Raw genomic sequence first — 24,516 nt, forward strand, 5'->3', positions numbered from 1 at the left:
TTTACGCTCAACACTAGCCGCAACACGATGAGCGGGGTATGATATGCAGTATCCGAGTAATTTAGTCAAGTATAGACGGTCTTATGATTTCAATTTCCGAAACAGCACAAGCGCATTTTGCTAAACTATTAGCAGATCAAGCACAACAAACCAACATTCGTGTTTTTGTTGTAAACCCTGGTACATCACAAGCGGAATGTGGTGTTTCTTATTGTCCAGAAGACGCTGTAGAAGACAGCGATATTCGCCTAAACTTTAATGGTTTTGACGGCGTTGTAGATGCAGAAAGTGCACCCTTTTTAGAAGACGCTGAAATTGATTTTGTTACCGACAAAATGGGTACTCAGTTAACACTAAAAGCACCTAATGCTAAAGCGCGTAAAATTAGCGGTGATGCATCGTTAAACGAACGCGTACAACACATGCTAGAAACCGAAGTAAATCCACAACTTGCTAACCACGGTGGCCAAGTAAGCTTAGTGGAAATTACCGCTGCAGGTATTGCTGTATTACAGTTTGGCGGTGGTTGTAATGGTTGTTCTATGATCGATGTCACGTTAAAAGAAGGCATTGAAAAAGAGATGATCGAAAAGTTTGAAGAGATCACTGGTGTTGCCGATATTACTGAGCACCAAGCGGGCGATCATTCTTACTATTAATAAGCATTTTTAATGCTAAAGTCGCTTATATATAGCTTAGGGAGCAACCCTAAGCTTAGCTTAAAGCGTTTTTTTCGCGGCGTAGCACTGTTTGTGCTAGCCGTGATATTTATTTTTTTAGGCTATTACAGTCACTACAGCTTGCAAATTATTGGCGTTGTTATTTTAGTGCCAGCTTTGTTTTTTGCTGCTTGGGGCTACAGCGGTATTTTTGCTAATCGCTTTTCACAAGTACTTAAAAATATTGAGCCTAAAAACCACGACCCCGACCTATGGAAATAAGCCACCAAATTACCTTAATCTAATAACTGATTATTTGCCTTTAACTTTTGGTATTTCACTATTAATGTTACTCCTCGCATTAGCATAAAGCAGCTCATTGCTAACCATAAACCATTATTCTCCCACTGATGAAACACTGCAAATACACCAAAAAAACCAACACTTGCTGAGAGCAACATACTATTTCGCATTGCCTTTGCCCGGGTAAGTCCAACAAATACACCATCAAATAAAAAGCAACTCATTGCCAATAATGGCAAGGCTATAATCCAAGGCAAGTACAGCGTAGCCGTGGTGATCACTTCCGGCACATTAGTTAATAGCGTAATAATATAGCGGCCAAATATAGCAAAAAACAAACTGTATGCTAAGGCAAATAGCGCGCCCCAAAACACACTTATTCTTACCCAAAGCTCAATATTTTTTACACTTTGTTGACCTTTAGCATGCCCTACTTTTGCCTCACAGGCATAAGCAATGCCGTCGAGTGCAAAGCTTACCAACATTAAAAAGTTAAGTAATACTGCATTTGCTGCTAGCGTGGTTTCGCCAATTCGTGCGCCGTAAAAGGTCATAAAGCTAAAGCAGAGCTGTAAAATAAATGAGCGAATAAAAATATCACGGTTTAAGCTTAGTAGGTTTGCCATTTTTGTAATGCTAAACCAACCTGGTACGCTTAGTTTTATGCCGCGTTTTTTAGCTAATTTAATAACTAACACCACGGCAAAAACTAACGCGGTGTAATCGGCAATAAGTGACGCCCATGCAGCGCCTGCTACCGCCCAATCTAGGTATACAACAAAATATATATCGAGCACTATATTGGTAATATTAGTCACTAATAATAAATAAAACGGCCCACGGCCATAATGCATACCTAGCATCCAACCTAATAGTACTAAATTACATAAGGCCGCAGGCGCACTAAAAATACGAATACTAAAATACTGATACGCTTGCGTAAGCACGTCGCTATTGGCCGCAGATAAAAATGCAATGGCGTGTTTTATTAAAGGCGATAAGGCGATAAGCAATACGGCAACAAAGCAAGAAAGCACTAAGCTGCGTTTTAATAACGCCGCCAATTGGGTTAAATCGTTTTGCCCATAAGCTTGTGCCACTAACCCTGTGGTGCTCATTCTTAAAAAGCCTGCGAGCCAAAATAATATTGATATAACCGCAGATCCCAGCGCAATACCGGCTAAATAATGAGCGCTCCCTAAGTGGCCAATTACTGCAGTATCAACAATTCCTAACAGTGGGACGGTAATATTTGATAATATCATCGGACCCGCTAACAACAACAAGCTTTTATGGTGTGCTTTATTATGTATAAGAAATTGTTTCATTTAGTATTATTTATCCTTATTAGTATTTCACTGCGCGCTCAAGCAGCCGTTATTTTACAGTATCATCACGTTAGTGAAACCCTTCCGGCGGTAACCAGTGTTAGCGCGAGCACTTTTACTGAGCACTTAAGTTATTTAAAAGAGCATAACTTTAATGTTATTCCTTTAGATGAGCTGATAACTGCGTTGCAGCAAAAACACACTTTACCAGATAAAACCGTCGCTATTACTTTCGATGATGGTTACAACAATAATTACGAGCAAGCAGCGCCAATTTTAGAAAAGTTTGGCTATCCGTACACAATTTTTGTCAATCCTAAGCTAATAGACGAAGGTAAAGGCTATGTAATGGGCTGGGATAAACTCCAAGAGCTAGCAAAAAAAGGCGCACTTATTGCCAATCATAGTGGCCAACACGATTACTTACACCATATGCTTGCAAACGAAAGCGATGCACAATGGCAAGCCCGCATTAAACAAGACATCCTACATTCACAGCAGCGTATAAAAACAGAAATTGGCCATGATTATAAATATTTAGCTTATCCGTATGGCGAGTTTAACAATAAGTTACAAGCCCTAGTAACCGAGCTTGGTTTTATTGGTATAGGTCAGCATTCTGGCGCTGTAAATAAAGATTCTAACTTTAGTCGCTTACCGCGTTTTCCGGCTTCGGGCTTTTATAGTAAATTAGATACGCTGATCACTAAATTGAATTCTCGCGCATTTAATATAACCGCGCTCACTTATGAAGACAGTGTAACGGCGCAAAACCCACCCAAACTCACTATTGAGTTTACTATGGGGGATTTTCATAAGAGTCAGTTTGCTTGTTATGTATCGAGTGTTGGCCAGGCTAATTTAACCTGGATAAATAAAAACACAGTAGAAGTCACCTCACCTAAAGCGCTCAATAAAGGTCGTTCGCGCTTTAATTGTACCGCCCCTGCAATTAACAATGCTGGTAGCTATTTTTGGTTTTCGCAGCCTTGGGTTATTGAATAGCTTAAATTACAGCAGTAAAAAAGGAGCCTAGGGCTCCTTTTTTAATTTACTGTTTAAATAACTAGTTTTTATAATAATCAGCTATTTGTTTAAATTCTTGAGTTAACTCTTTGGAATTTATTAACGGCACGCTACCTTGTTTAAATTCAGGTTTAAATATAGCTCTTACCGCCCCATTGCCATCAACCATAGCCACTGAAGCACTATGATCAACTGCATACTCTGACTCGCTACTATCACTAATAGCGTAAATTAAGCCTAACCCTCTTACCATAGGGAAAAGCTGTTTGTGCTCCCCCGAAACCGCTAAAAAATCGGGGTTAAAGTAATCAATATAGTCTTTGCGTTTTGCTGGGGTATCTCGTTTTGGATCTACCGATACAAACCAAATTTGCACTGGGTAATCACTACGTAAATTTTTATACACCGCATTTAGTTTAGCCAGTGTTAACGGGCAAATATCGGGGCAGCTGGTGTAGCCTAAAAACACTAAATTCCATTGCCCTAAAAATTGCTGCTTAGTAACCAATTCGCCATGTTGATCATCTAAACTAAAGTCGGCTAAAGGTTTAGCATTCTCGTACACTAAAGCATTAACGTCTGGCGGTGCATTATCATCTGAGCACGCCGATAAAAACAGTGTTAAAACAATAACTAACCCTAGCCATAATTGCTTCATAATAGTAGCCATTTATCTATAAATAATATGATAAAGAGTACCATTAAATGAATAATTGAAAAGCGAAATAAATCCATAGCAGTGTCGTCGTTAGCGGCTAGTTTTAATTTAATCGCTTTATAAATAAAGACTGCATTTAATCCAGATGCGCCGATTAAATAAATTAACCCCGACATTCCTATCAAATAAGGAAATATACACACAATTGCCAGTAACACAGAGTAAGCAACCACACAGGTTTTAGAAAAATCGATACCATGCGTAACCGGTAACATAGGAATTTTAGCCCGTGCGTAATCGCTCTTACGAGCTATAGCTAAGGCCCAAAAGTGCGGAGGGGTCCACGTAAAAATAATCATCACTAGTAGCCAAGGTGCAGCTGCCATTTGCCCTGTTTCAGACACCCAACCCAATAAGGGTGGCATAGCGCCAGCAAGGCCACCAATAACAATATTTTGTGGTGTAGCGCGCTTTAAAAAAGAGGTGTATACAAAGGCATAACCCACCAGCGCAAATAAGGTTAATATGGCGGTAAGTGTATTTGCCCATAGCATTAGCATAATAAAACCTGCCACACCTATTATTGCTGCAAAACTCAGTGCATGTGCCTTACTTAAGCGGCCTTTAGCTACTGGGCGATGACGAGTACGCGCCATTTTGCTGTCTATTTCGCTATCAACAACATGGTTAATTACCGCTGCTGCTGCTGAAAGCAATCCTATGCCAAGTAAGCTTATAAACTGTACACCCATGCCTCTGCCTACATCGGGTGCTAGCGCCAAACCAACCCACGCGGTCAGTACCAACATAGCGACTACTTTAAATTTACTAATGGCTAAATAATCTTGTAGTAAATTATAACTACGTGTAATTAGCGGTAGTGTATTTATAGGTTGTATTGCTTTTTTATCTATTGTAAGTGCCATAACAACGCTCCTTTCTATTTGTAATTTTAGGTTCGTGCTTTTAAGTTCGTGCTTTGAGGTAATAGCATAATCTAATTAAAGTTAATAACAGTATGGCAGCCATTAAGTTATGTGCCAGTGCCATACTTAACGGAATATGCCAATGCACCACTGCGAGGCCTAAAGCAATTTGGCAAAATAAGACAACTAACACGCTAACGGCGCAGCTTTTTATTTTTTGCGAGTAGGCACGGCTGTATATTCGCCACATAATTAATGCCAATACTATGCAAGTAACTAATGCCCAAATACGGTGTAATAAATGAATCGACATACGTGCTTGCTGCGACAGGACGCCAAACTCGTAGTTACCATGCTCAAGCGGGAGCTGAAACACACTACTAAGCGAAAATGGCTGGGCATTACTACATAAAGGCAAGCCATTACAATGCGGAGCAGCGTAATTTGCAGCCAACCAACCTCCTAATGCTATTTGTATAATTAGTACGCTAAGCGCCACTAGGCTTAAACCAAAGTAGCGTCTTGCACCTGCATCTCCCCCCATTATTGGCTTGGCGTTTAATCGTAAATATAATAAAGTGAGCAGCGCTAAAATACTAAAGCCACCAAGTAAGTGGCCCATCACTATTAACGGCTGTAAATTCATCGTAACCGTCCACATACCTAATGCAGCCTGAAATATCACTAACAATAACAGTAGTAATGGTAATTTAACTGGCGTTGTTGGCGATTGACGTTTTAAAAAAGCATATACAAATAAGGCTAATATGAGCAAGCCTAGCGTACCGGCAAAGTAGCGATGAATCATTTCTTTCCATGCTTTAGCGGTTTCAAACATCATATCGGGATAACTTTGTGCTGCTTGCGCTATATCGGCTTCATGTTTGGGTACAGTTAAAAAGCCATAACATCCTGGCCAATCTGGGCAACCCAACCCGGCATCACTTAAGCGAGTATAAGCACCCAACGCCACTACTATCAAAGCCAATAAGCCCGTTATTAATACCCAGTTTTTATAATTTTTATACATGGCATCTTCCTACTTAGCTCGAACGAGAATAACTCAGTAATTTTTTTAGATCTTTTAATAGTCCTTTTTGTACTAATCTATTTTCCTGTGGCTGTGTTTTAAATGGATACTCAAGCACTACAAGCCCCATATGGTCGATTAAATACAAACTAGCCGGTTGTAAGTTTGGTTGCGCATCTATACTTTTCCACGGGGAGTTGGCAGCTTTTACTTCGCCTATCACGGCTACATCTACTTTATTCTGGTTTTTGCCTAGCGCTATGTATAAATTATTTAGTGCGGCTAATTGCTCACTACAAGGCGTAGTACATCCATTGGAGTAATTTAGGGCAATAGTCCATTGCTTATGATTGTTTTGCGACCAACTTTCATATTTAACCTGTTGCTGTAAAAACTCACCATTGTTAGTAATGGCGGTAGGTAACCAATCTAATTTAAGCGCGCTGTACGCTAAAATTAGCGGAATAGCGCAGCAAATGACAAACAGTAAAAGGGGGTTATTTTTCATTATGTGTCCTTTTTTTACTTGCAAAAATAGCCACTAAAACGCACGCCAGCGCAATTAAAAACCATTGCACCGCATAAGCGTGGTGTTTTTGTGGGCTCATAACAACCGCGGTATAGTGAGGTATACCTATTGCATCGCCGCTACCTTGGCGATACGCCATAAAATTAACTAATAATTGCTGGCTTTGTTCGCTCAACTTATTTAATTCAATTGTTTGCACTCGCTTTGGTAAATCAATGTTATTGGTTTTACTCTCGAGGCTAAAAGCAGTGAGGTTATTTTCTTTTATTTGAGCAGTAAGCGTAAAAGCGTGTTTAGGTAGGGTTACTTTAGGTAATGTATCGCGCGATAGGGGAGCTTTTATCCAGCCTAAATTAACCAAAATGGCATGTGTTTCGTTATTTGGCTTTAACAGTGCCAGTAAGTCATAACCCACCTGCCCGTTATAAACTTGGTTGTCTAAAAGCCAATATTCATCGTTAATAAAATGCCCTGTTAACTCAACTAACAATCCTGTTTTATTCCAGTTACTAGGTAGTTTAAGCATTTGCTGCCAGCTCATTACACCGTGCGTTTGCAGCGTTGCAATAGAAGCTAACTGCTGTTGTTTGTGTGTCGCACGTTCTAACTGCCAAAAACCTAAACGCACACACACCAAAACTACAATCACCACCATACAAATGGTGATTATTGAGCTAAACTTTTGTTCACGCCATCTAATTAACTGCATAAAGGGTCAACCTAGTGATGATTAAAATTTTTATTGTATTGTTGTTATTATTTATACTTTTTAACTTGTTTCGCGCTTTATTTATTATGGTCTCTGGAAAAACCCAAGGACGACCTATGTCTCACTTTTTAGGTCGTCGCGTATTATTTTCTGTGGTGGTATTAATAGTTGTTATTGCCGCACTAAAACTTGGCTTTATTAGCGGCAATAACGCCCCTTTAATAACTACAGCACATACACAAATATAAATAAGCATAACCAAACTACATCAACAAAATGCCAGTACCAAGCCGCCGCTTGAAAAGCAAAGTGCTTATCTTTAGTAAAGTGTCCTTTTAAAATTCGTAAAAATACTACCAATAAAATAATAGTTCCTAAGGTCACATGCATGCCATGAAAACCCGTAAGTAAAAAGAACGTGCTGCCATAAATACCGGCATCTAATGTTAAGTTTAAATCGTTATACGCATGAATATATTCTTCTACTTGTAGGCCTAAAAAAACTGCACCCAATAAAATAGTCAGTCCTAAAAACACTTTTAACTGGCCGCGTTTATCACTTTCTATTGCCACATGGGCAAAATGCAAAGTAACTGATGAGGTCAATAAAATTAAGGTGTTAATCAGCGGTAGACCTTGCCATCCCATAGCTTGGGTAGTGTCGCCCCCTGGCGTGGTAATTAATGGCCACACAGCTTCAAATGTAGGCCAAAGCACTTCGTTAGTCATGGCATTGTTATCGGCACCACCAAGCCAAGGCACAGAAAGCATACGGGCGTAAAAAAGTGCGCCAAAAAATGCCATAAAAAACATTACTTCAGAAAAAATAAACCAACTCATTCCTTGTCGAAAAGAGCGGTCCATTTGCGCCGAATATAAGCCTTTCCCGGCCTCATCAATCACGTTTTTAAACCAGCTAAACAACATATACAGCAGTACTGCTATACCTGCGTACAAAATATAAATGCCACTGTCACCTTCTTTACCGGCACTCATTACGGTTAGAGCTGCACCTACTGCAATAAAAAATAATGCTACTGCGCCAACAATCGGCCATGGGCTTTGATCTGGTACATAATAATGCTCATATTCTTGCTTCATTTTATTTGCTCCTGGTTGTCACTAGTTAGGCTAGTTGTTATTGGCTGCTAGCCGCTCACTAATATCAAATACCGTATAAGATAAAGTTAACTCTTCAATGTCACTTGGTAGTGCGGTATCAACATAAAAAAGCAACGTAAACTCTAGTTCTTCACCTGCTTTTAATGGCTGTTGATCAAAACAAAAACACGCTATTTTATGTAAGTATTTTGCTGCTCTACCGGGTGATACCGAAGGCACTGCCTGCATTACTTTATCTTGGTCACTATTATTTTTGGCGCTAAACATTACCTCACGCATAGCACCGGGCTTTACCGCAACACTGTACTCTTTAGACTTCACAGCAAAGGGTGCACCGCTTTGTGCATGCGTGGTAAAGCTCACACTTATTTCGCGATTTTGTATTACTTGCGTGCTTTGCTTTGCTTGCTCTAATGATGGCTTACCGTTAATGCCGGTAATATCACAAAACACGTCATACAAAGGCACTAACGCAAATGCAAATGCGAACATGGCTAAGCAAATAACAACTAAGCGCTTAAGTAGCGGTGCGTGTATCATTATTTAATTTCCGGTGGTGTTGAAAATGTATGGTACGGAGCAGGTGAATCTACCTCCCACTCCAGTCCTTCTGCGCCTTCCCACACTTTTGCAGGAACCTTGTCGCCGCCGCGTGCGCATTTAATCACTACAGCTACAAACAACAACTGCGATAATCCAAAGGCAAAGCCGCCAATACTAATAATGGCGTTAAAGTCAGCAAACTGTAGCGCATAGTCGGGTATACGGCGTGGCATGCCTGCAAGCCCTACAAAGTGCATAGGAAAAAACAATACATTTACGCTTACCAGCGATAACCAAAAATGCCATTTAGCCAGCGCTATGTTATACATATTGCCAGTCCATTTAGGCAGCCAATAATACGCGCCTGCCATAATAGAAAACACCGCTCCCGTTACCAGTACATAATGAAAATGTGCCACTACAAAGTAGGTATCATGGTACTGAAAATCAGCCGGTGTAATGGCCAGCATCAATCCCGAAAAACCACCTAAGGTAAACAACACAATAAAAGCAATACTAAACAGCATGGGGACTTCAAACGTAATTGAACCGCGCCACATAGTGGCTACCCAATTAAATATTTTTACTCCAGTGGGCACCGATATCAGCATAGTCGCGTACATAAAAAATAGCTCGCCAGCCACCGGCATACCGGTAGTAAACATATGATGCGCCCACACTGTAAAACTCAACAACGCAATTGACGCCGTGGCATATACCATGGAGGAATAACCAAAAAGTTTTTTACGCGAAAAGGTAGGAACTATAGTAGAAATAATGCCAAAAGCCGGCAAAATCATTATGTATACTTCGGGGTGGCCAAAAAACCAAAATATGTGCTGAAACATCACCGGATCACCGCCACCAGCTGCATCAAAAAAGCTGGTTGCAAAGTATTTATCGGTGAGCACCATGGTCACTGCACCTGCGAGTACCGGCATAACCGCAATTAATAAAAATGCCGTTATCAGCCAAGTCCATACAAACATAGGGACCTTCATCCAAGTCATGCCTGGGGCACGCAAGTTAACTATGGTTACAATTACATTAATTGCCCCCATAATGGAGCTAATACCCATAATATGCACAGCAAATACAAACATGGCGGTATTGTCATTACTGTAGGTTGTGGACAGCGGCGCATAAAAAGTCCAACCAAACGCAGGACCGCCACCGGGCATTAATAGCGATGATAATAAAATTAAAAACGCGAATGGTAAAATCCAAAAACTCCAGTTATTCATTCGGGGTAAGGCCATATCAGGCGCGCCAATCATTAATGGCACCATCCAGTTAGCTAAGCCAGTAAAGGCCGGCATAACGGCACCAAATACCATAATCAACCCATGAACCGTGGTCATTTGATTAAAAAAGTGAGGATCGACTAATTGCAATCCTGGCTGAAATAACTCAGCGCGGATCACCATAGCCATAGCACCACCAATAAAAAACATAGTTAGCGAAAAAATTAAGTACAAGCTACCTATATCTTTATGATTTGTGGTATATAACCAACGCTTAAAGCCTTTAGCAGGATGATGAGCGTGGTGAGCTTCATTAATGTCAGGTTGTTCTACTATGCTACTCATTAGTTCGCCTCCCCATCGGCATCAAGTGCTGCCTGTATTTCACTTGGTTGAATTACATCACCGGTATCATTACCCCATGCATTACGCTTATAAGTAATTACCGCTGCTAATTGCTTTATAGAGAGCTGTTTAGCAAAGGCTTGCATGGCTGTGCCGGGGCTTCCGTGAATAACAATATCAATGTGGTCTTTTATATCGCCAAGCACTATCGGGCTGCCTTTAAGTGCAGGAAAAACGCCTGGCAAACCTAACCCTGTGGGCTGATGACATGCAGCACAATTGGCCATATACACTTGCTCACCCAAAGTCATTAATTCTTCTTTAGGGAGTGTTTGGTCAAGTAATGCAGCATCTGCTGCTGCTGCTTTTTGCTTTGCTTGTTTAGCATCTGCTAGCCAAACTTTAAAATCGGCCTCTGACTTAGCCTCTACTACCACTGGCATAAAGCCATGATCTTTACCGCATAGCTCAGCACACTGACCGCGATAAATACCGACTTCGTTTATGTTGGTCCACGTTTCGTTAATAAACCCCGGGTTTGCATCTTTTTTAATAGCAAAATCGGGCACCCACCAAGAATGAATAACATCGTCGGAGGTCATTAAAAAGCGTACTTTTTTATTGATCGGTAATACCAGAGGCTTATCTACCTCAAGTAAATAGTTGGGGTTTTTATCGGCTAGGTTGGCAATTTCATTTTGCGGTGTGGCAAGTATTGAGTAAAACTCAACATCTTCCCCCATATATTCGTAATGCCATTTCCATTGTGAACCAGTTACTTTAATAGTGATATCCGCTTTACTGGCATCTTCCATCGCTATTAATGTTTTAGTTGCGGGGACTGCCATTGCTATTAAAATAACAAATGGAATTGCTGTCCAGAGTATTTCTACTTTGGTACTTTCGTGAAATTGAGCAGCAACTGCTCCTTTAGATTTACGATGATGAATAAGTGCCCAAAACATAACGGCAAATACAATCACGCCTATTACACAGCATATTAAAAATATGGTCATGTGTAGTTGATAAACATTATTACTTATATCGGTTACGCCTTTGCGCATATTATATTGGCTATTTGCCAATGCTAACTGCGGAAAAACAAACAATATAAGCCACAAGGTAGAGCTCAATTTACCCATGTGACAGCTCCTTTAATACTGTTGCGAGTGCAAAACAAAAAGACATAAGCTTTAAATGCCAATTTGTTATTTTTTATTTTTGTATTGCTGCCGGATATATAAATATATTTTCTCAAAACTAAAGCTGTGAGTTATTGTTAGTCCAGCCCATTAACAATTAGTTAATAATTGAACAACTAGCAAGTTTTAGTTTGAAAAATAATCAAATAATATTAGGGGATTAGCGTAAATATGGGATTTATTTAATTTTGTTCTAAGCAGGAAGTGAGCAACAGCAAGGGTTACAAATAAAAAGACAGCGATAACGAGTATTAAATACTTAAATGATAAAAAACATAAACTTAATATAATTTTTTCATTGCAGCGGAATTTTCACAAAAAAAAGGCAAAAAAAAAGCGCACTAAAAAGTGCGCATTAATTATCTGAGCTATTAAATTATGCCGATATTTTACATAGCTATAACAGCTTAATTGTCACATCCAGTCAGCATTACGAATAACCCCAACAGCTAAGCCTTCAATATTAAAAGATTCCTTTTCAAGATCCACTTCTATCGACGAAAATTCTTTATTTTCAGCATGCAATAATACTTTTTTGCCTGCTTTTTCTAAGCGTTTTACCGTTACATCGTCATCAACGCGGGCAACAATAACTTGGCCATTTTCGGCAACTTGAGTGCGATGAACAGCCAGTAAATCACCATCCATAATACCAATATCTCGCATGCTCATACCATTTACACGCAATAAAAAATCGGCAGCGGGTTTAAACATTAACGGGTCAATTTTACAATGGCTCTCAACATGTTGTTGCGCCAAAATAGGTTCGCCGGCAGCTACACGACCTATTAACGGTAAACCAAGTTGTTCTGGTTCATCTTCTTCAATAAGTTGAATACCACGGCTAGCGCCTGGTTTCATTTTAATAGCGCCTTTTTTAGCCAGCGCTTTTAAATGCTCTTCTGCTGCATTAGCACTTTTAAAGCCTAATGTTTGTGCAATTTCTGCGCGTGTAGGAGGCATACCAGTGTCTTTAATAAACACTTTAATAAGTTCGAGTATTTGCGCTTGGCGGTTAGTTAATGGTCGCATACAACTGGTTTTCCATACAGTACATTTAACTGTGAGTATATACAGTTATCTGAAAATCGCAAATTTAAATTACTCCTCGCCTTTGCTGCCAAAGGTGGCATTGGTCTAAGCTTAAAATTACCAAGTAAATTACAGATAAAATTACGCAGATCACGATAGTGTTAGTTTTACGTTACATTAATTACATAACTACTAAGTTGTTGCTGTTATTAAAAATTAGTTAGCTATCGTTTTTGTAATGGGCCTTAACTTCATCAATGTGAATTAACGGAGAGTGTTATGAATATCACTGTAGCGGTAATAATTAACGGTCCTAAACGTAAAGTATGGGCGGCAATAACTGACATCGAAAACAGTGCCAATATGCTGTCTGGCATTATTGATGTAAAAATAATCGAGAAGCCACCACAAGGGCTAGTGGGCCTAAAATGGTTAGAAACACGAAAAATTTTTGGCAAAGCAGCCTCAGAAACCATGTGGATCACCGAAGCTGTTACTAATGAATACTATTGCACTCGCGCAGAAAATGGCGGGGCAGTTTATACCACTAAGCTGTCACTTACCGCCGCCGAACCTAGCACCTGTTTAACCATGACTTTTTCTGATAGCTCTGAGTCTATTTGGGTAAAAATGATCTCTGCAGTGATAGGGTTTTTTCTTAAAAGTTCGATGCGTAAAATGCTAAAAAAAGATCTCGATGAAATTAAGCACTATGTAGAAAGCAAAAAGTAGCACTGTATTACCATGCAGTAGCTGCACTAATTTGGCTATCATATCGCCATGAAAAATCGTATTATCGGTTATCGTTTTCAACCTTTAAAGGAGTAACAATGAGTATTTGGCATCAACCTATTACTTTAGCGTTTTGTAAGCAGTTAGACCAAGGCATAAATGGCCAAGGTACACTGATGAAAACCATGGGGATTGAAATAACTGAAATTGGTGATGATTACTTAGTTGCCACTATGCCAGCAATTCCTGCGCACCATAACCCTATAGGCATGGTGCATGGCGGAGCAAACGTGGTTTTAGCCGAAAGTGTTGCCAGCTACGCGGCTAATTTTGTGGTCGACTTCACTAAATTTTATTGTGTAGGGCAAGAGATCAGTGCCAGCCATTTAAAAGCCTCGCGTAATGGCACCTTAACCGCCACCGCAAAAGCGTTTCATATTGGCAAGCGTAGCTCAGTATGGGAAATAAAAATAACGAATAGTCGCGGCGAGCTTTGCTGCGTATCAAAAATGACCGCAGCTGTTGTAGAGCGCAAAGGCTAACGCTATTTTTCTAGCGGGTAAATAGTAATTTCCATGCCTGCACCAATTGCCGATATACGTAATAATGTATCGGCGTGCAGCGCTTGGTTAAAACACTTTGGCGAAGTGCCCGATTCAAAACCAATATCAAAGGTACGGCGCGAACAACTCAACCATTGCTTAAGTGCAGCCCGCGAGCATGACTCTACTAACTCACATAAGTGGTTAATTGCTTTATCCGGTGAAGATATTTCGCCTGTTACTTCTATACGCGCTAACTGACGGTATTCGTCTTTATCATAATGTAAAATAGTGGCGATTTTTTTTAGGTCAGCTACAAGCACGCTAATATCTTGCTTTGACTCAAGCTCTAGGTCTACATTTAAAAATTGAATTTCCGACATTGTCTGCTGTTTATCCTCTAATTAGTTCGCTGTAAACTTTAACGCAGTTTTACGCTTATACCAAATCAACTCTGCAATATTCACCTTTTTTATCTGAATAGTCGGCTATTTTTACGCATTTATTGACGCTTTACTTACTCTTATTTCACGAATAAAAAATATTTAAGCACCAAAAGCTCACTATTATAAAAGTGCTGAGCTAGCTCCATAAAAATAGCTAGCTACTCGCATTTAAAATTTAACCACTATTTTTTATTCTAAATGTTTAAATCGACTTAAGTGCTGCTTTAACATTTGGTTTTCAGCAATCAACTCATCCCGTTCATCCAATAATTGTAAAACCAAAGCAATAGCAGACCAATCTAACGATAAGTCATGCTGAATACGCGCAGCCTTTTTAACTAAGATCACTGTTGATACCGTAAATTGCCATTCTGTAACGCGCTCGCCCTCAATAGGAATAGCAATGCTGTGCTCAACCAATTCATATAATATGGCTTCGCTAATATCACTACTCACACACAATTCTTGGCTAGTGAGTAAATTGCCTTGTGGTGCCTCGATAATTTTCATTATGACTTGCTCCAATTGCTACGGGGGTCAAAATGGGCTTTTTCGGCCAGCTCTTGCCAAAGCTTTTTGCTAACATCATCACTCAATGCTGGATTAACAATTTTAATCACAGCAAATAAGTCACCTTTGCCTTTTTTACTAATTAACCCTTTACCTTTAATGCGTAAACGTTGACCCGATTGACTATTAGCTGGAATAGTTAGTTGGATTTTTCCGGCTAATGTAGGTAAATTTATTTTAGTGCCCAAAGCAGCTTCCCAGGGTGCAAGAGGTACCACTATGTTTAGGTTATGCCCCTCAACGTCAAATAATGGATGAGGCACTAAGCGAATTTGCAAATACAAATCGCCATTAGGGCCATTTGCCGAACCTAATCCACCTTGGCCTTTTAAGCGAATGCGTTCGCCATTAACCGAGCCGGCAGGAATTTTAACTTTAAGCGATTTTTTAACTTCAGATACACGGCCACTACTGTCTCGCTGCGGCAGCATAAACTCAATTGGTTTAACGGTATCGACTAACGTTTCTTCAAGAAATACCGGGAATTCAATTTCCACATCTTGTCCTTTTTGCGCACGAGCGCCACCAGTTCTGCCCTGCCCGCCATGGTTAAACCCACCTGCGCCGCCAAACATTGAATTTACAAAATCAGAAAACTCCTGATCGGCTTGGGGATCACCTTGCTGATAATGGTTTTGTGACGAGCCATAGCTACCGCCATAATTTGCTTGCTGCTGAGCACGGTTTTGTTGATTACGACGTAACACATCGTATTTAGCGCGCTCTTCTTTGTTGTGAATAACTTCGTAAGCTTCACCTATCTCTTTAAACTTTTCCTCGGCTTGAGGTTCTTTACTTACATCTGGATGATATTTTCTAGCTAGCTTTTTATAAGCTACTTTAACCGCTTTATCGTCTGCATCGGGCGATATTCCAAGCACGGCATAATAATCTACAAATTTCATTCGCAATCCAAATCACAAACTTATGAGCTTTCATCATACTCTTTAAGTAACAACTTTTGTTTATTTAAACAACAATTTAAAGTAGATAACCTGAGCTCCGGATAATAAAACTAAATATGACTATGATTCAATACGTTAGTAAATCTCTTAACCAGAGCTAAGGTTAAATACTAAAGAACGGTAAATATGGCTTTAAGTAAACTTTATCTTTTAGCTTCAAGTCATTAAACTAGCCGCTCCTGTAGTTCACGTATGTGATGGATATGACTCGATTTATTTTAGCCTTGTTGGCTTTTTTTGTATGCTTTTCGCTATCGGCTGAAGAATTCACTCGGTTTTCAACCGCTAAAAGACACCTAATTAAAACCCTCCCTAGTAATGCTAAAAGTATTTACTGTGGCTGCGATATAAAAAAACAGGGTAAAAAACTAGTTCCCGACCCCACTAACTGTGGCTATGTGCCACGCAATACACATACCCGCTCAGGTAACGTAAATGCACGCGCTTTACGCATAGAATGGGAGCATATTGTGCCTGCCTGGGAGTTTGGCCACCAATTACAATGCTGGCAAGATGGCGGGCGTAAAAACTGCCGTAAAGTAAGTGCTAAGTTTAGAAAGATGGAAGCCGATATAAACAACTTAGCTCCTGCTATTGGTGAAATTAACGCAGATCGTTCTAATTATCGATTTGGAATGCTTAGTGAAAGCGCCACCCAATACGGTCGCTGTGAAGTTAAAGTTAACTTTAAACAACGAGTAATAGAGCCTCCTTTTTATGCCCGTAAACAAATAGCCGACGCTTATGCCTATATGCAAAAAACTTACGGCTTAAAAATATCAAATAAACAACAGCAGTTATTTAATGCTTGGCAACAACAAGCGTATGCCGCGCAAACCAATACCAAAAAGCTTTAATTTAAAGGTATTAGGAGCCAGTTTAATATTTAACCTGAACTCTGGTTAAGAGATTTACTAACGTATTGAATCATAGTTATATTTAGCTTTATTTTCTCTAGCCAGAGATTTCCAGTGAAAACAAGGCGAATTTACGCGTCAATAGCTGGCCTATTGCAAGTAAATTCAACGCAGTTAGCGCTGAAAATAGCTGCTTGAGATAGGTTTATTATCCGGAGTTCAGGTTATTTAACGGCACAAAAAAGCGCGCTATTGAAGTAATGCCCAATAGCGCGCTTTTTTAATTGAGTTTTATTCTATAAATATTATAGATCTTGATGCGGGCCAAAAATTTCGTAATGAATGTGTCCGTTATTAACGCCTAATTCTAGCAGTTGTTTTTTCACAAAGGCCATAAAATTAGCGGGTCCACACAAGTAAAAGTCGCCGTTGCTCAGTGGCAATTGCGCTTGTACTGCGTGTAAATCCATAAAACCGGTAAAATCAGCTCCTGCATCGCCTTGATTAAACCAAGTCATGGTTTGTAAGCGCGGGTAAACAGTGCTTAGTTCATTTAAATAATTAGCAAATGAGTGCTGCTGAGCATTTTCGCAAGCATGCAAATACATAATATTTTGATTAGCAGTATCGCTTAATAGCGTCTCTAACATTGCTACCATTGGCGTTTGCCCAACACCCGCTGAAATAAGCACAGCAGGGCTGGTGTTATTTCGTAAAAAGAAATCCCCTGCTGGCGGATATAGCTCTACTATTGCGCCTTGCTCTAGTGAGTGTAAATGGTTAGACACCATGCCAGGGTTTGGTAATAACTCTTTTTTAACGCTAATACGGTAGTTTTTACCATTACTTTTTTGCGAAATAGAATACTGGCGGATCTCTTCATATTCACTAGCCTCTGGCTTAACTTTAATACCTAAATATTGACCCGGTTTATGGGCAATTACTGCCTCGCCATCAACTGGCGTAAGCGTAAAGCTAGTTACCAGCTCTGACTCAGCCTGCTTATTAGTTATTGCAAACTGACGTGTGCCTGCCCAACCGCCTAAGTTATTTTTGCTGTGCTCGTATAAAGCAGCTTCCTCAGTTATACAAATATCAGCAAGTACGCCATACGCTTCACGCCAAGCATATTCAACATCTGGCGTGAACTGCTCAGGAATAAGCTCTTTCAGCGTGCCAATTAAATGTGCACCAACAATTGGGTAGTGCTCCGGCAAAATATTTAAACTAGTATGTTTATGGTTAATACGCCCAAGTGCCGCTTTTAACACCTCTAAATTATCAATGTTTTGTGCATAAGCAGCCAATGCGTTAAATAATGCAAATTGTTGACGGCCGGTATCTTGGTTGCTCATATTAAAAATATTTTTAAGCTCAGGATTATGACTAAATAAACGCTTGTAAAAATGATCAGTAACAACCGTACCTGCCTCTGCTAATAAAGGAACAGTACTTTTAACAATTTCAATAGTTTTATCAGATAACATCTAGGTTTTCCTACGTGTGAATAATACCCAATTAATAAAATAGGTATAGGTTAACCACGACGCCCATCAACACGACGCTGTGTTAAAATAGGTGTGCAGTGAATTAAAAATAATAAAAAGGCAATTAGCCACAGCCCAGCACTTAGCTGCCAAGCTAGGTGTGGCCCAATAACAAAAGGCAGTAAAGAACGAGTAATCCCAGCCACTAACACTAAAGCAAAAGCAACCGCCATATAATGTGGAATAGTCAAAGAACGCCCGGTATGCCCATGAGATACGCGTGTCATCATGGCTAAAATCATCATCCCTATGGTACTTATGGTAATGAGGTGTAATGCATCTTTAAATAAAATAACACTGCTGTAAAAACTCACGGCTACCAGCATTAAACCTACACCTAGTGCCAAGTACGAAAAATGCAAAGACCATAACAAAGGAACTTTAAGTACGTTTTTATCCCACCAATAAAAACTACGGATTAAATGCAGCACAGCAACAACAGCAAGTGCCCAGCCTGGGTTTAGCTGATTAAAAAATAACTGACTAAGAAAAAACACCGCAATACTAAAAACGCTCATATACAGTAATACTGAGTCAACGTTAGCTGTACGTACCTGCGCTGTTAAACCAAGGCCTTTACTGGTAAAAAATGGCAATACACGCCCTGCTACTATGCCAATTAATAAGGTCATCAGTAATACTGCTGTATCAACAATGGCAAGCGCAAACTGCATGTTTTGTTCAATCAGCAGGGCCAAGTAAACAATATTTAACGTACACAGCGCCGCTAATAGCACTAAAAATTGATAGTTATTTTTGCTTTTAGCGGTTAATAACATATTAGCTAATGCTGCAATAACACCTAGCCACCATGCGAGCTGTAACACTAACACCGCATATAAATTAAATTGTGCAAAAGCAGGCAAAGACACAAAAAATGCGCCTCGCGCCCCAAGCCATAGCAGCGTTAATAGCATTAACTTTTTGCCACTAATGCTAGGTACTCCAGTCCAGGTTTGCGCGGCGGTAAGTAAAAAACCCACTGCAACAACACCTGCAAAACCAAATAACATTTCGTGGGCATGCCATAATGTAGCGGGGATTGTTAACTGCCAAGTTGCACTACCCGTTAAAATTAATAACCAGTAGCCTATTGAACTAAAAGCCAACAAGCCTGCGGCTAAAAAATAGGGTCTAAATGGCAGCATCCATACTGGCCACTGCGTTATTTGGTAAAAGCGAATATTAGCCGGTACCGGCTGAGATAAATTAATAGGTCGCATTAACGAACTTCCTTCCCCATGCCATGCAGTGCGATACAACGCAGCACATAGCTAATTTTTAAAATAGCAGCAATAACAATAGTGCTAATATGTGCCGAAATTTGCACCGGTATAGAAAAGTAATCGGCAAAAGGGTAGCTAATTAAAATACTGGTTATTAGTAATGCACAACTAGCTGCTAATAATGAGTTTGCCACTAGCAGTAGTTTTTTCAGTAAACAAGCTGTCTCAATTTTGTAGCTTGGATTATGTATAACCAAGGTGTTCATAACGGCCTCAACAACTAATGCACTTAACTACCTATTACACTTATCGTGCCAATAAAATAAACATATATATTTCAATGAACTAACTTATCCACCTTTGCTTTTTATGTCTTTATGACCTACCATAAATCAAACTAAAAAACACATAAGAGTCATTTTGACATGAGCAGCGCAATTAACTTCACTGCCGTAGCGGTAAAGCTGGCTCAAAGCACATTAGATAAAAACTGTTTTGAGCAATTACTTACTGTCCTTGAAACAGTGATTGCCAGTGATGCCAGCGCACTGCTTGAGCTACAAGGTGAGCAGCTCAAGCCACTTGCAATTAAAGGCTTAATGCCAGATAGCCTGGGGCGGCGTTTTAAGCTTAGTGAGCATCCGCGCTTAGAAGCTATTTGTAATACTCAGCAACCACTGCAATTTGCCCATGACTGTCCATTGCCCGATCCGTACGACGGCTTACTACTAGCAAAAACTGGCGACATTCCGGTACATGCTTGCTTAGGTTTACCCCTATTTTATCAACAACAGTTATTAGGTGTGATTACGTTTGACAGCCTAAATGCCAATGCCTTTAACGCTATTAGTGCGCAAACGCTTAGCACCTTACAAACGCTATGCAGCGCACATTTTAAAACGGCATTACAGCTGGCTCATTACAAATTACATGCACAGCATTCTAGCGCCTTAGTGCAAGAGCTTAACCGCGAAGCACTCACCCGTGATGGCGGCGAAATTATTGGTCAAAGCTCAGCAATACAAGCACTTAAAAATGATATAAAACTTGTCGCCGCCTCTAATTTTAGTGTGTTAATTTTAGGCGAAACCGGCGTAGGCAAAGAGCTGGTTGCACGTAATATTCATTTACACTCGAAACGCAGTGAGCAGCCACTTATTCATTTAAACTGTGCTTCGCTTGCTGAAAATCTCGCCGAAAGTGAGTTTTTTGGCCATGCTAAAGGCGCTTTTACTGGGGCGGATCATGCGCGCCAAGGTAAGTTTCAGCTAGCGCACGGTGGTACTTTATTTTTAGACGAAATAGGCGAGCTACCACTGGTACTACAAAGTAAATTGCTACGGGTATTACAAAGTGGCGAAATACAAACAGTAGGCGAAGACGAAGTGAAATATGTTGATGTGCGGGTTATTGCTGCTACTAATCGTAATTTAAAAAAAGAAGTAGCCGAAGGACGCTTTAGAGCCGATTTATACCATAGATTAAGTGTCTACCCGCTAACGGTAGCGCCGTTACGCCAGCGTGAAAACGATGTGGTTTTATTAGCTGGTTTTTTTGTTGAGCAAACCGCACGAAAATTAGCAATAAAACAACTTAAGTTAAGTGTCGATGCACAATTATTGTTAACCCAATATCAGTGGCCGGGTAACGTACGGGAGCTAGAACATGTAATTAGCCGCGCAGCACTAAAGGCCAAACAAAGCCAATGGCAACAAGCCATTATTACCATAAAGCCCGAGCACTGTGAGCTAAACCTTAGTGCGAGTAATACAACACAGTTATCATTACCTGCTAGTACCACAAACACCACCACTGGCAGTAGCACTAACATAGCAGAGCAAAATTTATCACTTAAGCAAGCAACCGATACCTTTACCCATCATTTAATTAGTCAGCAGCTTGAGCAACATAATTATAACTGGGCAAGTGCAGCACGCACCTTAAAAGTAGACCGTGCAAACTTAGTTCGCTTGGCTAAACGCTTAGGTATTTCAGTCAAAAAGTCGCTATAAAATAGCTATAAAACCGTCAGTTCATCTAAGTTAGGGGCTTTACAGCAAGTAGCCCTCAGCAGAGCAGCAAGCGATTGATAGTGCGGTGAAAAATACAGTAACACTTCACAATGCAGTCCACTTTTTGCGTAATATTTAACGTAAAGTGGTGCGTTGGTAGCCATTGCTAGCTGTTTTATTTTAGCCAGCTCTGCATCTGCAAACATAGCATCACCTAAGTTTTTATAATGCCACATTAGCTTGCTTTATTGGTTTGAAAATAGGTTTTTAACAATTGGCTAAACGCCTGTACCTTTGCGGTACGATGCACCAAATGATGCGTTACTAGCCATATATCAGTACACCAGATTAATTCATTAGATAAAATGGGTACTAAATTAGCGTATTGAGCCGCAACATTGTGCTGTAACCCACCAATTCCTAAGCCTTTAATTACAGCACGCGTAGCTTCTGAGGTTTCTGACACACGCAGTTTTATTTGCGGCGCTGCAATATGCTGATCTACCCATTCAAAATACGGCACCCGCGCATTAAAGCCCGCCACGCCAGAAATAAAGTTATGTTGCTGTAAATCACTCAGCGATTTAGGCATACCATATTTATTAATATATCGCCGATTAGCATATAAACCCGAGTTAAGCTGAGCCAAATGCTGTGCAATATAGTCGCCTTCATCGGGCCTTGGCCCTGCCCGTACGGCAATGTGCGCCTGACCGTGATCGAGCCGTAAACGCTTTTGCTCTAAAATCATCTCAAGCTGCACTTGTGGATGTAGCGCCTGAAATTGCTCGCACACATCGCCAAGCACATCCATAAAGCCACTAACCGTGGTTAACAATAAACTGCCGCGCAGTGTGCTATCAGCCGCAGCAATATCATTATGTAACTGCTCAAGAGAGCTGTCGATCACTTGTGCGGTACTAAACAGCTTAGCGCCTGTTTCTGTTGCTTTATAGCCACGAGCATGGCGATGAAACAAACGTGTGTTTAAGTTTTTTTCAAGATTATTAATTCGCCTAAGCACTGTACTATGGTGCACATTAAGCGCCTCTGCCGCCGCAGTTAAGGTACCTAAACGTGCAACCTCAAAAGCCACTTTAACATCTTGCCAATCTTCAAACTTAACCGCCATACTGTGCCACCTTAAACTTATGTGCATATACGCACATAAGTGTTGCGTTTATTCGGGTTTTCTTCAAGTCATTTTTTGGTAAAGTAGCCCCATATTATCTACATTAACCTGAACTCTGGTTAAGAGATTTACTAACATATTGAATCATCGTTATATTTAATTTTATTTTCTCTAGCCAGAGGTTTTCAGTGAAAACAAGGCGAATTTACGCGTCAATAGCTGGCCTATTGCAAGTAAATTCAACGCAGTTAGCGCTGAAGACAGCTGCTTGAGATAAGTTTATTATCCGGAGATCAGGTTACATTAGCCCGAACTTTGGTTAAGTGATTTACTAACACATTAGCAGGATAAACCATGACAGCACCAAAAATTATTGCTTTAGCAGGTAGTTTACGTAAAGACAGCTTTAATCAACAACTGATCAATGAAGCAGCACGCTTTGCATTAGAAAGTGGTGCAGAAGTAGAAATAATTAAACTTGCCGATTTAAATATCCCACTTTTTAATCAAGATATTGAAGCGCAAGGTACTCCTGCCGATGTGCAGCTGTTAAAAGAGAAGTTACGTGCTGCAGATGGTATTTTATTAGCCAGCCCTGAATACAATGGCTCTATTACTGCAGCGCTTAAAAATGCAATCGACTGGGCTTCTCGCACAGAGCAAGGTGCAGTACCTGCTTTTCGCAATAAAGTAGTGGCGTTATTTGCAGCATCGCCCGGTGGATTAGGTGGTCTACGTGGCTTAAACCACGTGCGTGATATTTTAAGTGGTGTTGGCTCATTAGTACTTGCCGATCAGCTAGCAGTACCGGCTGTGCATACTGTACTCGATGAAAATGGCCAAATTAATAACCCAAATACAGCAGAAAAAGTGTCTGCATTAGCACAACAATTAGTAACTGTTGCCAGCAAGCTTAGCTAACCTGCTAAAGCTCTATTTTGTCGCCGCAATTTTAGCGGCGATAAAATCTACATGAGTTACATATAACAAGCCTGCCACTTTACGTATTACGTACTCTTCTTGCGGATCAATCTCACCATCGGCATAGGCTAAGCGCCATAATAACTCTATTATTTCAATGCGCTGCGCAGCACTACAATGTTGGTTAATTTGTTTTGAAAACTGAAAATAATCTGTCGCGCTATCCACGCTACTGTTTGCATTATTTAGCAGCTCGTTTACGTCTGCATCGTTTAATGCAAAATAGCGTTTTAAGGTAGTCGTTAAAGTATGTTGTTCATCATCATCTAACTTAGCATCGGCGCGCATTACCTCAATTAATAATGCAGCAACCGCTGTTTTTAAATCATGCTCTTGCATACTTGGCTGTTGCTCATCGAATACAGAAAAAAGTTGTTTTATTTGTTTGAACATCACACTTTCCCTTATTGGGTGTTAAACTTAATATAAATAAATAGCGCTTAATACTGATAGTATTAATGGGTATAAAGTTCGCAAATTAAAGGAATTATTTATGCAAGGATTAAACATTAGCTTAGTTATTGGCAGTGCTTTGCTAGCTTGTTCAAGCGTAGGCACAGCTTTTGCCGAACAAGCAAAAACAGAAAAACTCTACGACTTTGATAATAAAGTACATTATTACCAAACAAAACTCGACGATGATAACTATAAAATAGAGATCCAGTCAGACGATTACAAACACTTTGCAAATCAGAGTGTATTTTTACTACGCCATGCTAATCGCTTGTGCCTTAATAAAACATTTATGCTTAAAGTGCTGGATGGCGTGCAAGAGTACGAAAGTATGCCTACTAACCCTAGAGCTTACCAACCAGCATTAAGTGTTTTACTACAGTGCGAAGATGAATAA

At 40.1% G+C, this 24,516-nt stretch carries 30 protein-coding genes; 10 read left to right on the forward strand and 20 right to left on the reverse strand.

The features are described from left to right. Positions 1 to 83: 83 nt before the first annotated feature. Entirely contained in the window at positions 84 to 659 is a 576-nt protein-coding gene (nfuA, locus tag RB215_RS14040; RefSeq protein WP_011329488.1) for a Fe-S biogenesis protein NfuA, read from the forward strand. 12 nt (positions 660 to 671) lie between these two features. After that, a complete protein-coding gene (locus RB215_RS14045; protein ID WP_011329489.1) occupies positions 672 to 941 on the forward strand; it encodes a hypothetical protein in 270 nt (89 codons plus the stop codon). Between the two features lie 14 nt (positions 942 to 955). Here RB215_RS14045 and RB215_RS14050 read toward each other — a convergent pair whose 3' ends face one another. Then, a complete protein-coding gene (locus tag RB215_RS14050) occupies positions 956 to 2,227 on the reverse strand; it encodes an MATE family efflux transporter (protein ID WP_309217173.1) in 1,272 nt (423 codons plus the stop codon). 42 nt (positions 2,228 to 2,269) lie between these two features. Here RB215_RS14050 and RB215_RS14055 point away from each other — a divergent pair, with 42 nt between their 5' ends. Further along, a complete protein-coding gene (locus RB215_RS14055) occupies positions 2,270 to 3,295 on the forward strand; it encodes a polysaccharide deacetylase family protein (RefSeq protein ID WP_011329491.1) in 1,026 nt (341 codons plus the stop codon). Between the two features lie 61 nt (positions 3,296 to 3,356). Here RB215_RS14055 and RB215_RS14060 read toward each other — a convergent pair whose 3' ends face one another. Genes RB215_RS14060 through RB215_RS14080 form a run of 5 tightly spaced genes read right to left on the reverse strand, consistent with a single transcriptional unit; the run spans position 3,357 to position 7,168 of the window. Continuing rightward, positions 3,357 to 3,974, reverse strand: coding sequence for an SCO family protein (locus RB215_RS14060; protein WP_309216601.1), 618 nt, complete (start codon positions 3,972 to 3,974; stop codon positions 3,357 to 3,359). Then, positions 3,971 to 4,900: a heme o synthase gene (cyoE, locus tag RB215_RS14065; RefSeq protein ID WP_011329493.1), complete on the reverse strand. Its 930-nt coding sequence runs from the start codon at positions 4,898 to 4,900 to the stop codon at positions 3,971 to 3,973. The genes RB215_RS14060 and cyoE overlap by 4 nt, the downstream gene beginning before the upstream one ends. Before the next feature lie 40 nt (positions 4,901 to 4,940). Next, entirely contained in the window at positions 4,941 to 5,930 is a 990-nt protein-coding gene (locus RB215_RS14070) for a heme A synthase (RefSeq protein WP_089368859.1), read from the reverse strand. A gap of 13 nt (positions 5,931 to 5,943) precedes the next feature. Next, complete coding sequence (locus tag RB215_RS14075; RefSeq protein ID WP_011329495.1) at positions 5,944 to 6,438, reverse strand: hypothetical protein; 495 nt, start codon at positions 6,436 to 6,438, stop codon at positions 5,944 to 5,946. Beyond that, on the reverse strand, positions 6,428 to 7,168 hold the full coding sequence (locus tag RB215_RS14080; RefSeq protein WP_182677805.1) for an SURF1 family protein: 741 nt from the start codon (positions 7,166 to 7,168) through the stop codon (positions 6,428 to 6,430). Before RB215_RS14080 ends, RB215_RS14075 begins: the two co-directional genes overlap by 11 nt. Before the next feature lie 17 nt (positions 7,169 to 7,185). On the opposite strand from RB215_RS14080, the gene RB215_RS14085 reads away from it, so the two are divergent. Beyond that, positions 7,186 to 7,416 carry a DUF2909 family protein gene (locus RB215_RS14085; protein ID WP_050754475.1) on the forward strand — a complete coding sequence of 77 codons (231 nt, stop codon included), beginning with the start codon at positions 7,186 to 7,188 and terminating at the stop codon, positions 7,414 to 7,416. Here RB215_RS14085 and RB215_RS14090 read toward each other — a convergent pair. From RB215_RS14090 to lexA, 5 genes are all read right to left on the reverse strand, one after another. Beyond that, the gene (locus tag RB215_RS14090; protein ID WP_011329497.1) at positions 7,394 to 8,269 is read right to left on the reverse strand and encodes a cytochrome c oxidase subunit 3; all 876 of its coding nucleotides are present in this window, start codon (positions 8,267 to 8,269) and stop codon (positions 7,394 to 7,396) included. The genes RB215_RS14085 and RB215_RS14090 overlap by 23 nt on opposite strands. Positions 8,270 to 8,299: 30 nt before the next feature. After that, the gene (locus RB215_RS14095; RefSeq protein ID WP_086997121.1) at positions 8,300 to 8,830 is read right to left on the reverse strand and encodes a cytochrome c oxidase assembly protein; all 531 of its coding nucleotides are present in this window, start codon (positions 8,828 to 8,830) and stop codon (positions 8,300 to 8,302) included. After that, positions 8,830 to 10,422, reverse strand: coding sequence for a cytochrome c oxidase subunit I (gene ctaD / locus RB215_RS14100; RefSeq protein ID WP_011329499.1), 1,593 nt, complete (start codon positions 10,420 to 10,422; stop codon positions 8,830 to 8,832). The genes RB215_RS14095 and ctaD overlap by 1 nt, the downstream gene beginning before the upstream one ends. Then, positions 10,422 to 11,564 carry a cytochrome c oxidase subunit II gene (coxB, locus tag RB215_RS14105; protein ID WP_011329500.1) on the reverse strand — a complete coding sequence of 381 codons (1,143 nt, stop codon included), beginning with the start codon at positions 11,562 to 11,564 and terminating at the stop codon, positions 10,422 to 10,424. Before coxB ends, ctaD begins: the two co-directional genes overlap by 1 nt. Before the next feature lie 474 nt (positions 11,565 to 12,038). Next, positions 12,039 to 12,656, reverse strand: coding sequence for a transcriptional repressor LexA (lexA, locus tag RB215_RS14110; RefSeq protein WP_086997127.1), 618 nt, complete (start codon positions 12,654 to 12,656; stop codon positions 12,039 to 12,041). A 279-nt stretch (positions 12,657 to 12,935) separates the two neighbouring features. Here lexA and RB215_RS14115 point away from each other — a divergent pair, with 279 nt between their 5' ends. Further along, a complete protein-coding gene (locus tag RB215_RS14115; protein WP_011329502.1) occupies positions 12,936 to 13,388 on the forward strand; it encodes an SRPBCC family protein in 453 nt (150 codons plus the stop codon). Positions 13,389 to 13,486: 98 nt separating this feature from the next. Further along, entirely contained in the window at positions 13,487 to 13,930 is a 444-nt protein-coding gene (locus RB215_RS14120) for a PaaI family thioesterase (protein WP_011329503.1), read from the forward strand. 2 nt (positions 13,931 to 13,932) lie between these two features. On the opposite strand, the gene RB215_RS14125 is transcribed toward RB215_RS14120, so the two are convergent. The 3 genes from RB215_RS14125 to RB215_RS14135 form a co-directional block, all read right to left on the reverse strand. After that, on the reverse strand, positions 13,933 to 14,313 hold the full coding sequence (locus tag RB215_RS14125; protein ID WP_011329504.1) for a hypothetical protein: 381 nt from the start codon (positions 14,311 to 14,313) through the stop codon (positions 13,933 to 13,935). Positions 14,314 to 14,565: 252 nt separating this feature from the next. Further along, positions 14,566 to 14,886, reverse strand: coding sequence for a chaperone modulator CbpM (locus tag RB215_RS14130; protein ID WP_011329505.1), 321 nt, complete (start codon positions 14,884 to 14,886; stop codon positions 14,566 to 14,568). Next, entirely contained in the window at positions 14,886 to 15,851 is a 966-nt protein-coding gene (locus RB215_RS14135; protein ID WP_011329506.1) for a DnaJ C-terminal domain-containing protein, read from the reverse strand. Before RB215_RS14135 ends, RB215_RS14130 begins: the two co-directional genes overlap by 1 nt. A 263-nt stretch (positions 15,852 to 16,114) precedes the next feature. Here RB215_RS14135 and RB215_RS14140 point away from each other — a divergent pair, with 263 nt between their 5' ends. After that, positions 16,115 to 16,768 (forward strand): endonuclease, encoded by a 654-nt coding sequence (locus RB215_RS14140; RefSeq protein WP_011329507.1) that lies wholly within the window; start codon positions 16,115 to 16,117, stop codon positions 16,766 to 16,768. 305 nt (positions 16,769 to 17,073) lie between these two features. On the opposite strand, the gene hmpA is transcribed toward RB215_RS14140, so the two are convergent. Genes hmpA through RB215_RS14155 form a run of 3 tightly spaced genes read right to left on the reverse strand, consistent with a single transcriptional unit; the run spans position 17,074 to position 19,807 of the window. Further along, positions 17,074 to 18,255: an NO-inducible flavohemoprotein gene (gene hmpA / locus RB215_RS14145; protein WP_089368863.1), complete on the reverse strand. Its 1,182-nt coding sequence runs from the start codon at positions 18,253 to 18,255 to the stop codon at positions 17,074 to 17,076. Between the two features lie 50 nt (positions 18,256 to 18,305). After that, positions 18,306 to 19,538 carry an NnrS family protein gene (locus RB215_RS14150; protein WP_086997149.1) on the reverse strand — a complete coding sequence of 411 codons (1,233 nt, stop codon included), beginning with the start codon at positions 19,536 to 19,538 and terminating at the stop codon, positions 18,306 to 18,308. Further along, a complete protein-coding gene (locus RB215_RS14155; protein WP_011329510.1) occupies positions 19,538 to 19,807 on the reverse strand; it encodes a hypothetical protein in 270 nt (89 codons plus the stop codon). Before RB215_RS14155 ends, RB215_RS14150 begins: the two co-directional genes overlap by 1 nt. Positions 19,808 to 19,966: 159 nt before the next feature. Between RB215_RS14155 and norR the strand changes: the two genes are divergently transcribed. Then, the gene (gene norR, locus RB215_RS14160; protein ID WP_089368866.1) at positions 19,967 to 21,553 is read left to right on the forward strand and encodes a nitric oxide reductase transcriptional regulator NorR; all 1,587 of its coding nucleotides are present in this window, start codon (positions 19,967 to 19,969) and stop codon (positions 21,551 to 21,553) included. 5 nt (positions 21,554 to 21,558) lie between these two features. Here norR and RB215_RS14165 read toward each other — a convergent pair whose 3' ends face one another. Continuing rightward, positions 21,559 to 21,789: a hypothetical protein gene (locus RB215_RS14165; RefSeq protein WP_309216605.1), complete on the reverse strand. Its 231-nt coding sequence runs from the start codon at positions 21,787 to 21,789 to the stop codon at positions 21,559 to 21,561. Continuing rightward, on the reverse strand, positions 21,789 to 22,685 hold the full coding sequence (locus RB215_RS14170; protein WP_089368868.1) for a LysR family transcriptional regulator: 897 nt from the start codon (positions 22,683 to 22,685) through the stop codon (positions 21,789 to 21,791). Before RB215_RS14170 ends, RB215_RS14165 begins: the two co-directional genes overlap by 1 nt. A 354-nt stretch (positions 22,686 to 23,039) precedes the next feature. On the opposite strand from RB215_RS14170, the gene RB215_RS14175 reads away from it, so the two are divergent. Beyond that, entirely contained in the window at positions 23,040 to 23,606 is a 567-nt protein-coding gene (locus RB215_RS14175) for an NADPH-dependent FMN reductase (RefSeq protein WP_011329514.1), read from the forward strand. Between the two features lie 12 nt (positions 23,607 to 23,618). Here RB215_RS14175 and RB215_RS14180 read toward each other — a convergent pair whose 3' ends face one another. Further along, complete coding sequence (locus RB215_RS14180; RefSeq protein WP_011329515.1) at positions 23,619 to 24,059, reverse strand: TerB family tellurite resistance protein; 441 nt, start codon at positions 24,057 to 24,059, stop codon at positions 23,619 to 23,621. A 100-nt stretch (positions 24,060 to 24,159) separates the two neighbouring features. On the opposite strand from RB215_RS14180, the gene RB215_RS14185 reads away from it, so the two are divergent. Beyond that, positions 24,160 to 24,516, forward strand: a complete 357-nt coding sequence (locus RB215_RS14185; RefSeq protein WP_011329516.1) for a hypothetical protein — start codon at positions 24,160 to 24,162, stop codon at positions 24,514 to 24,516.

Source organism: Pseudoalteromonas sp. HL-AS2 (assembly GCF_031198805.1).
Lineage (GTDB): Bacteria > Pseudomonadota > Gammaproteobacteria > Enterobacterales > Alteromonadaceae > Pseudoalteromonas > Pseudoalteromonas nigrifaciens.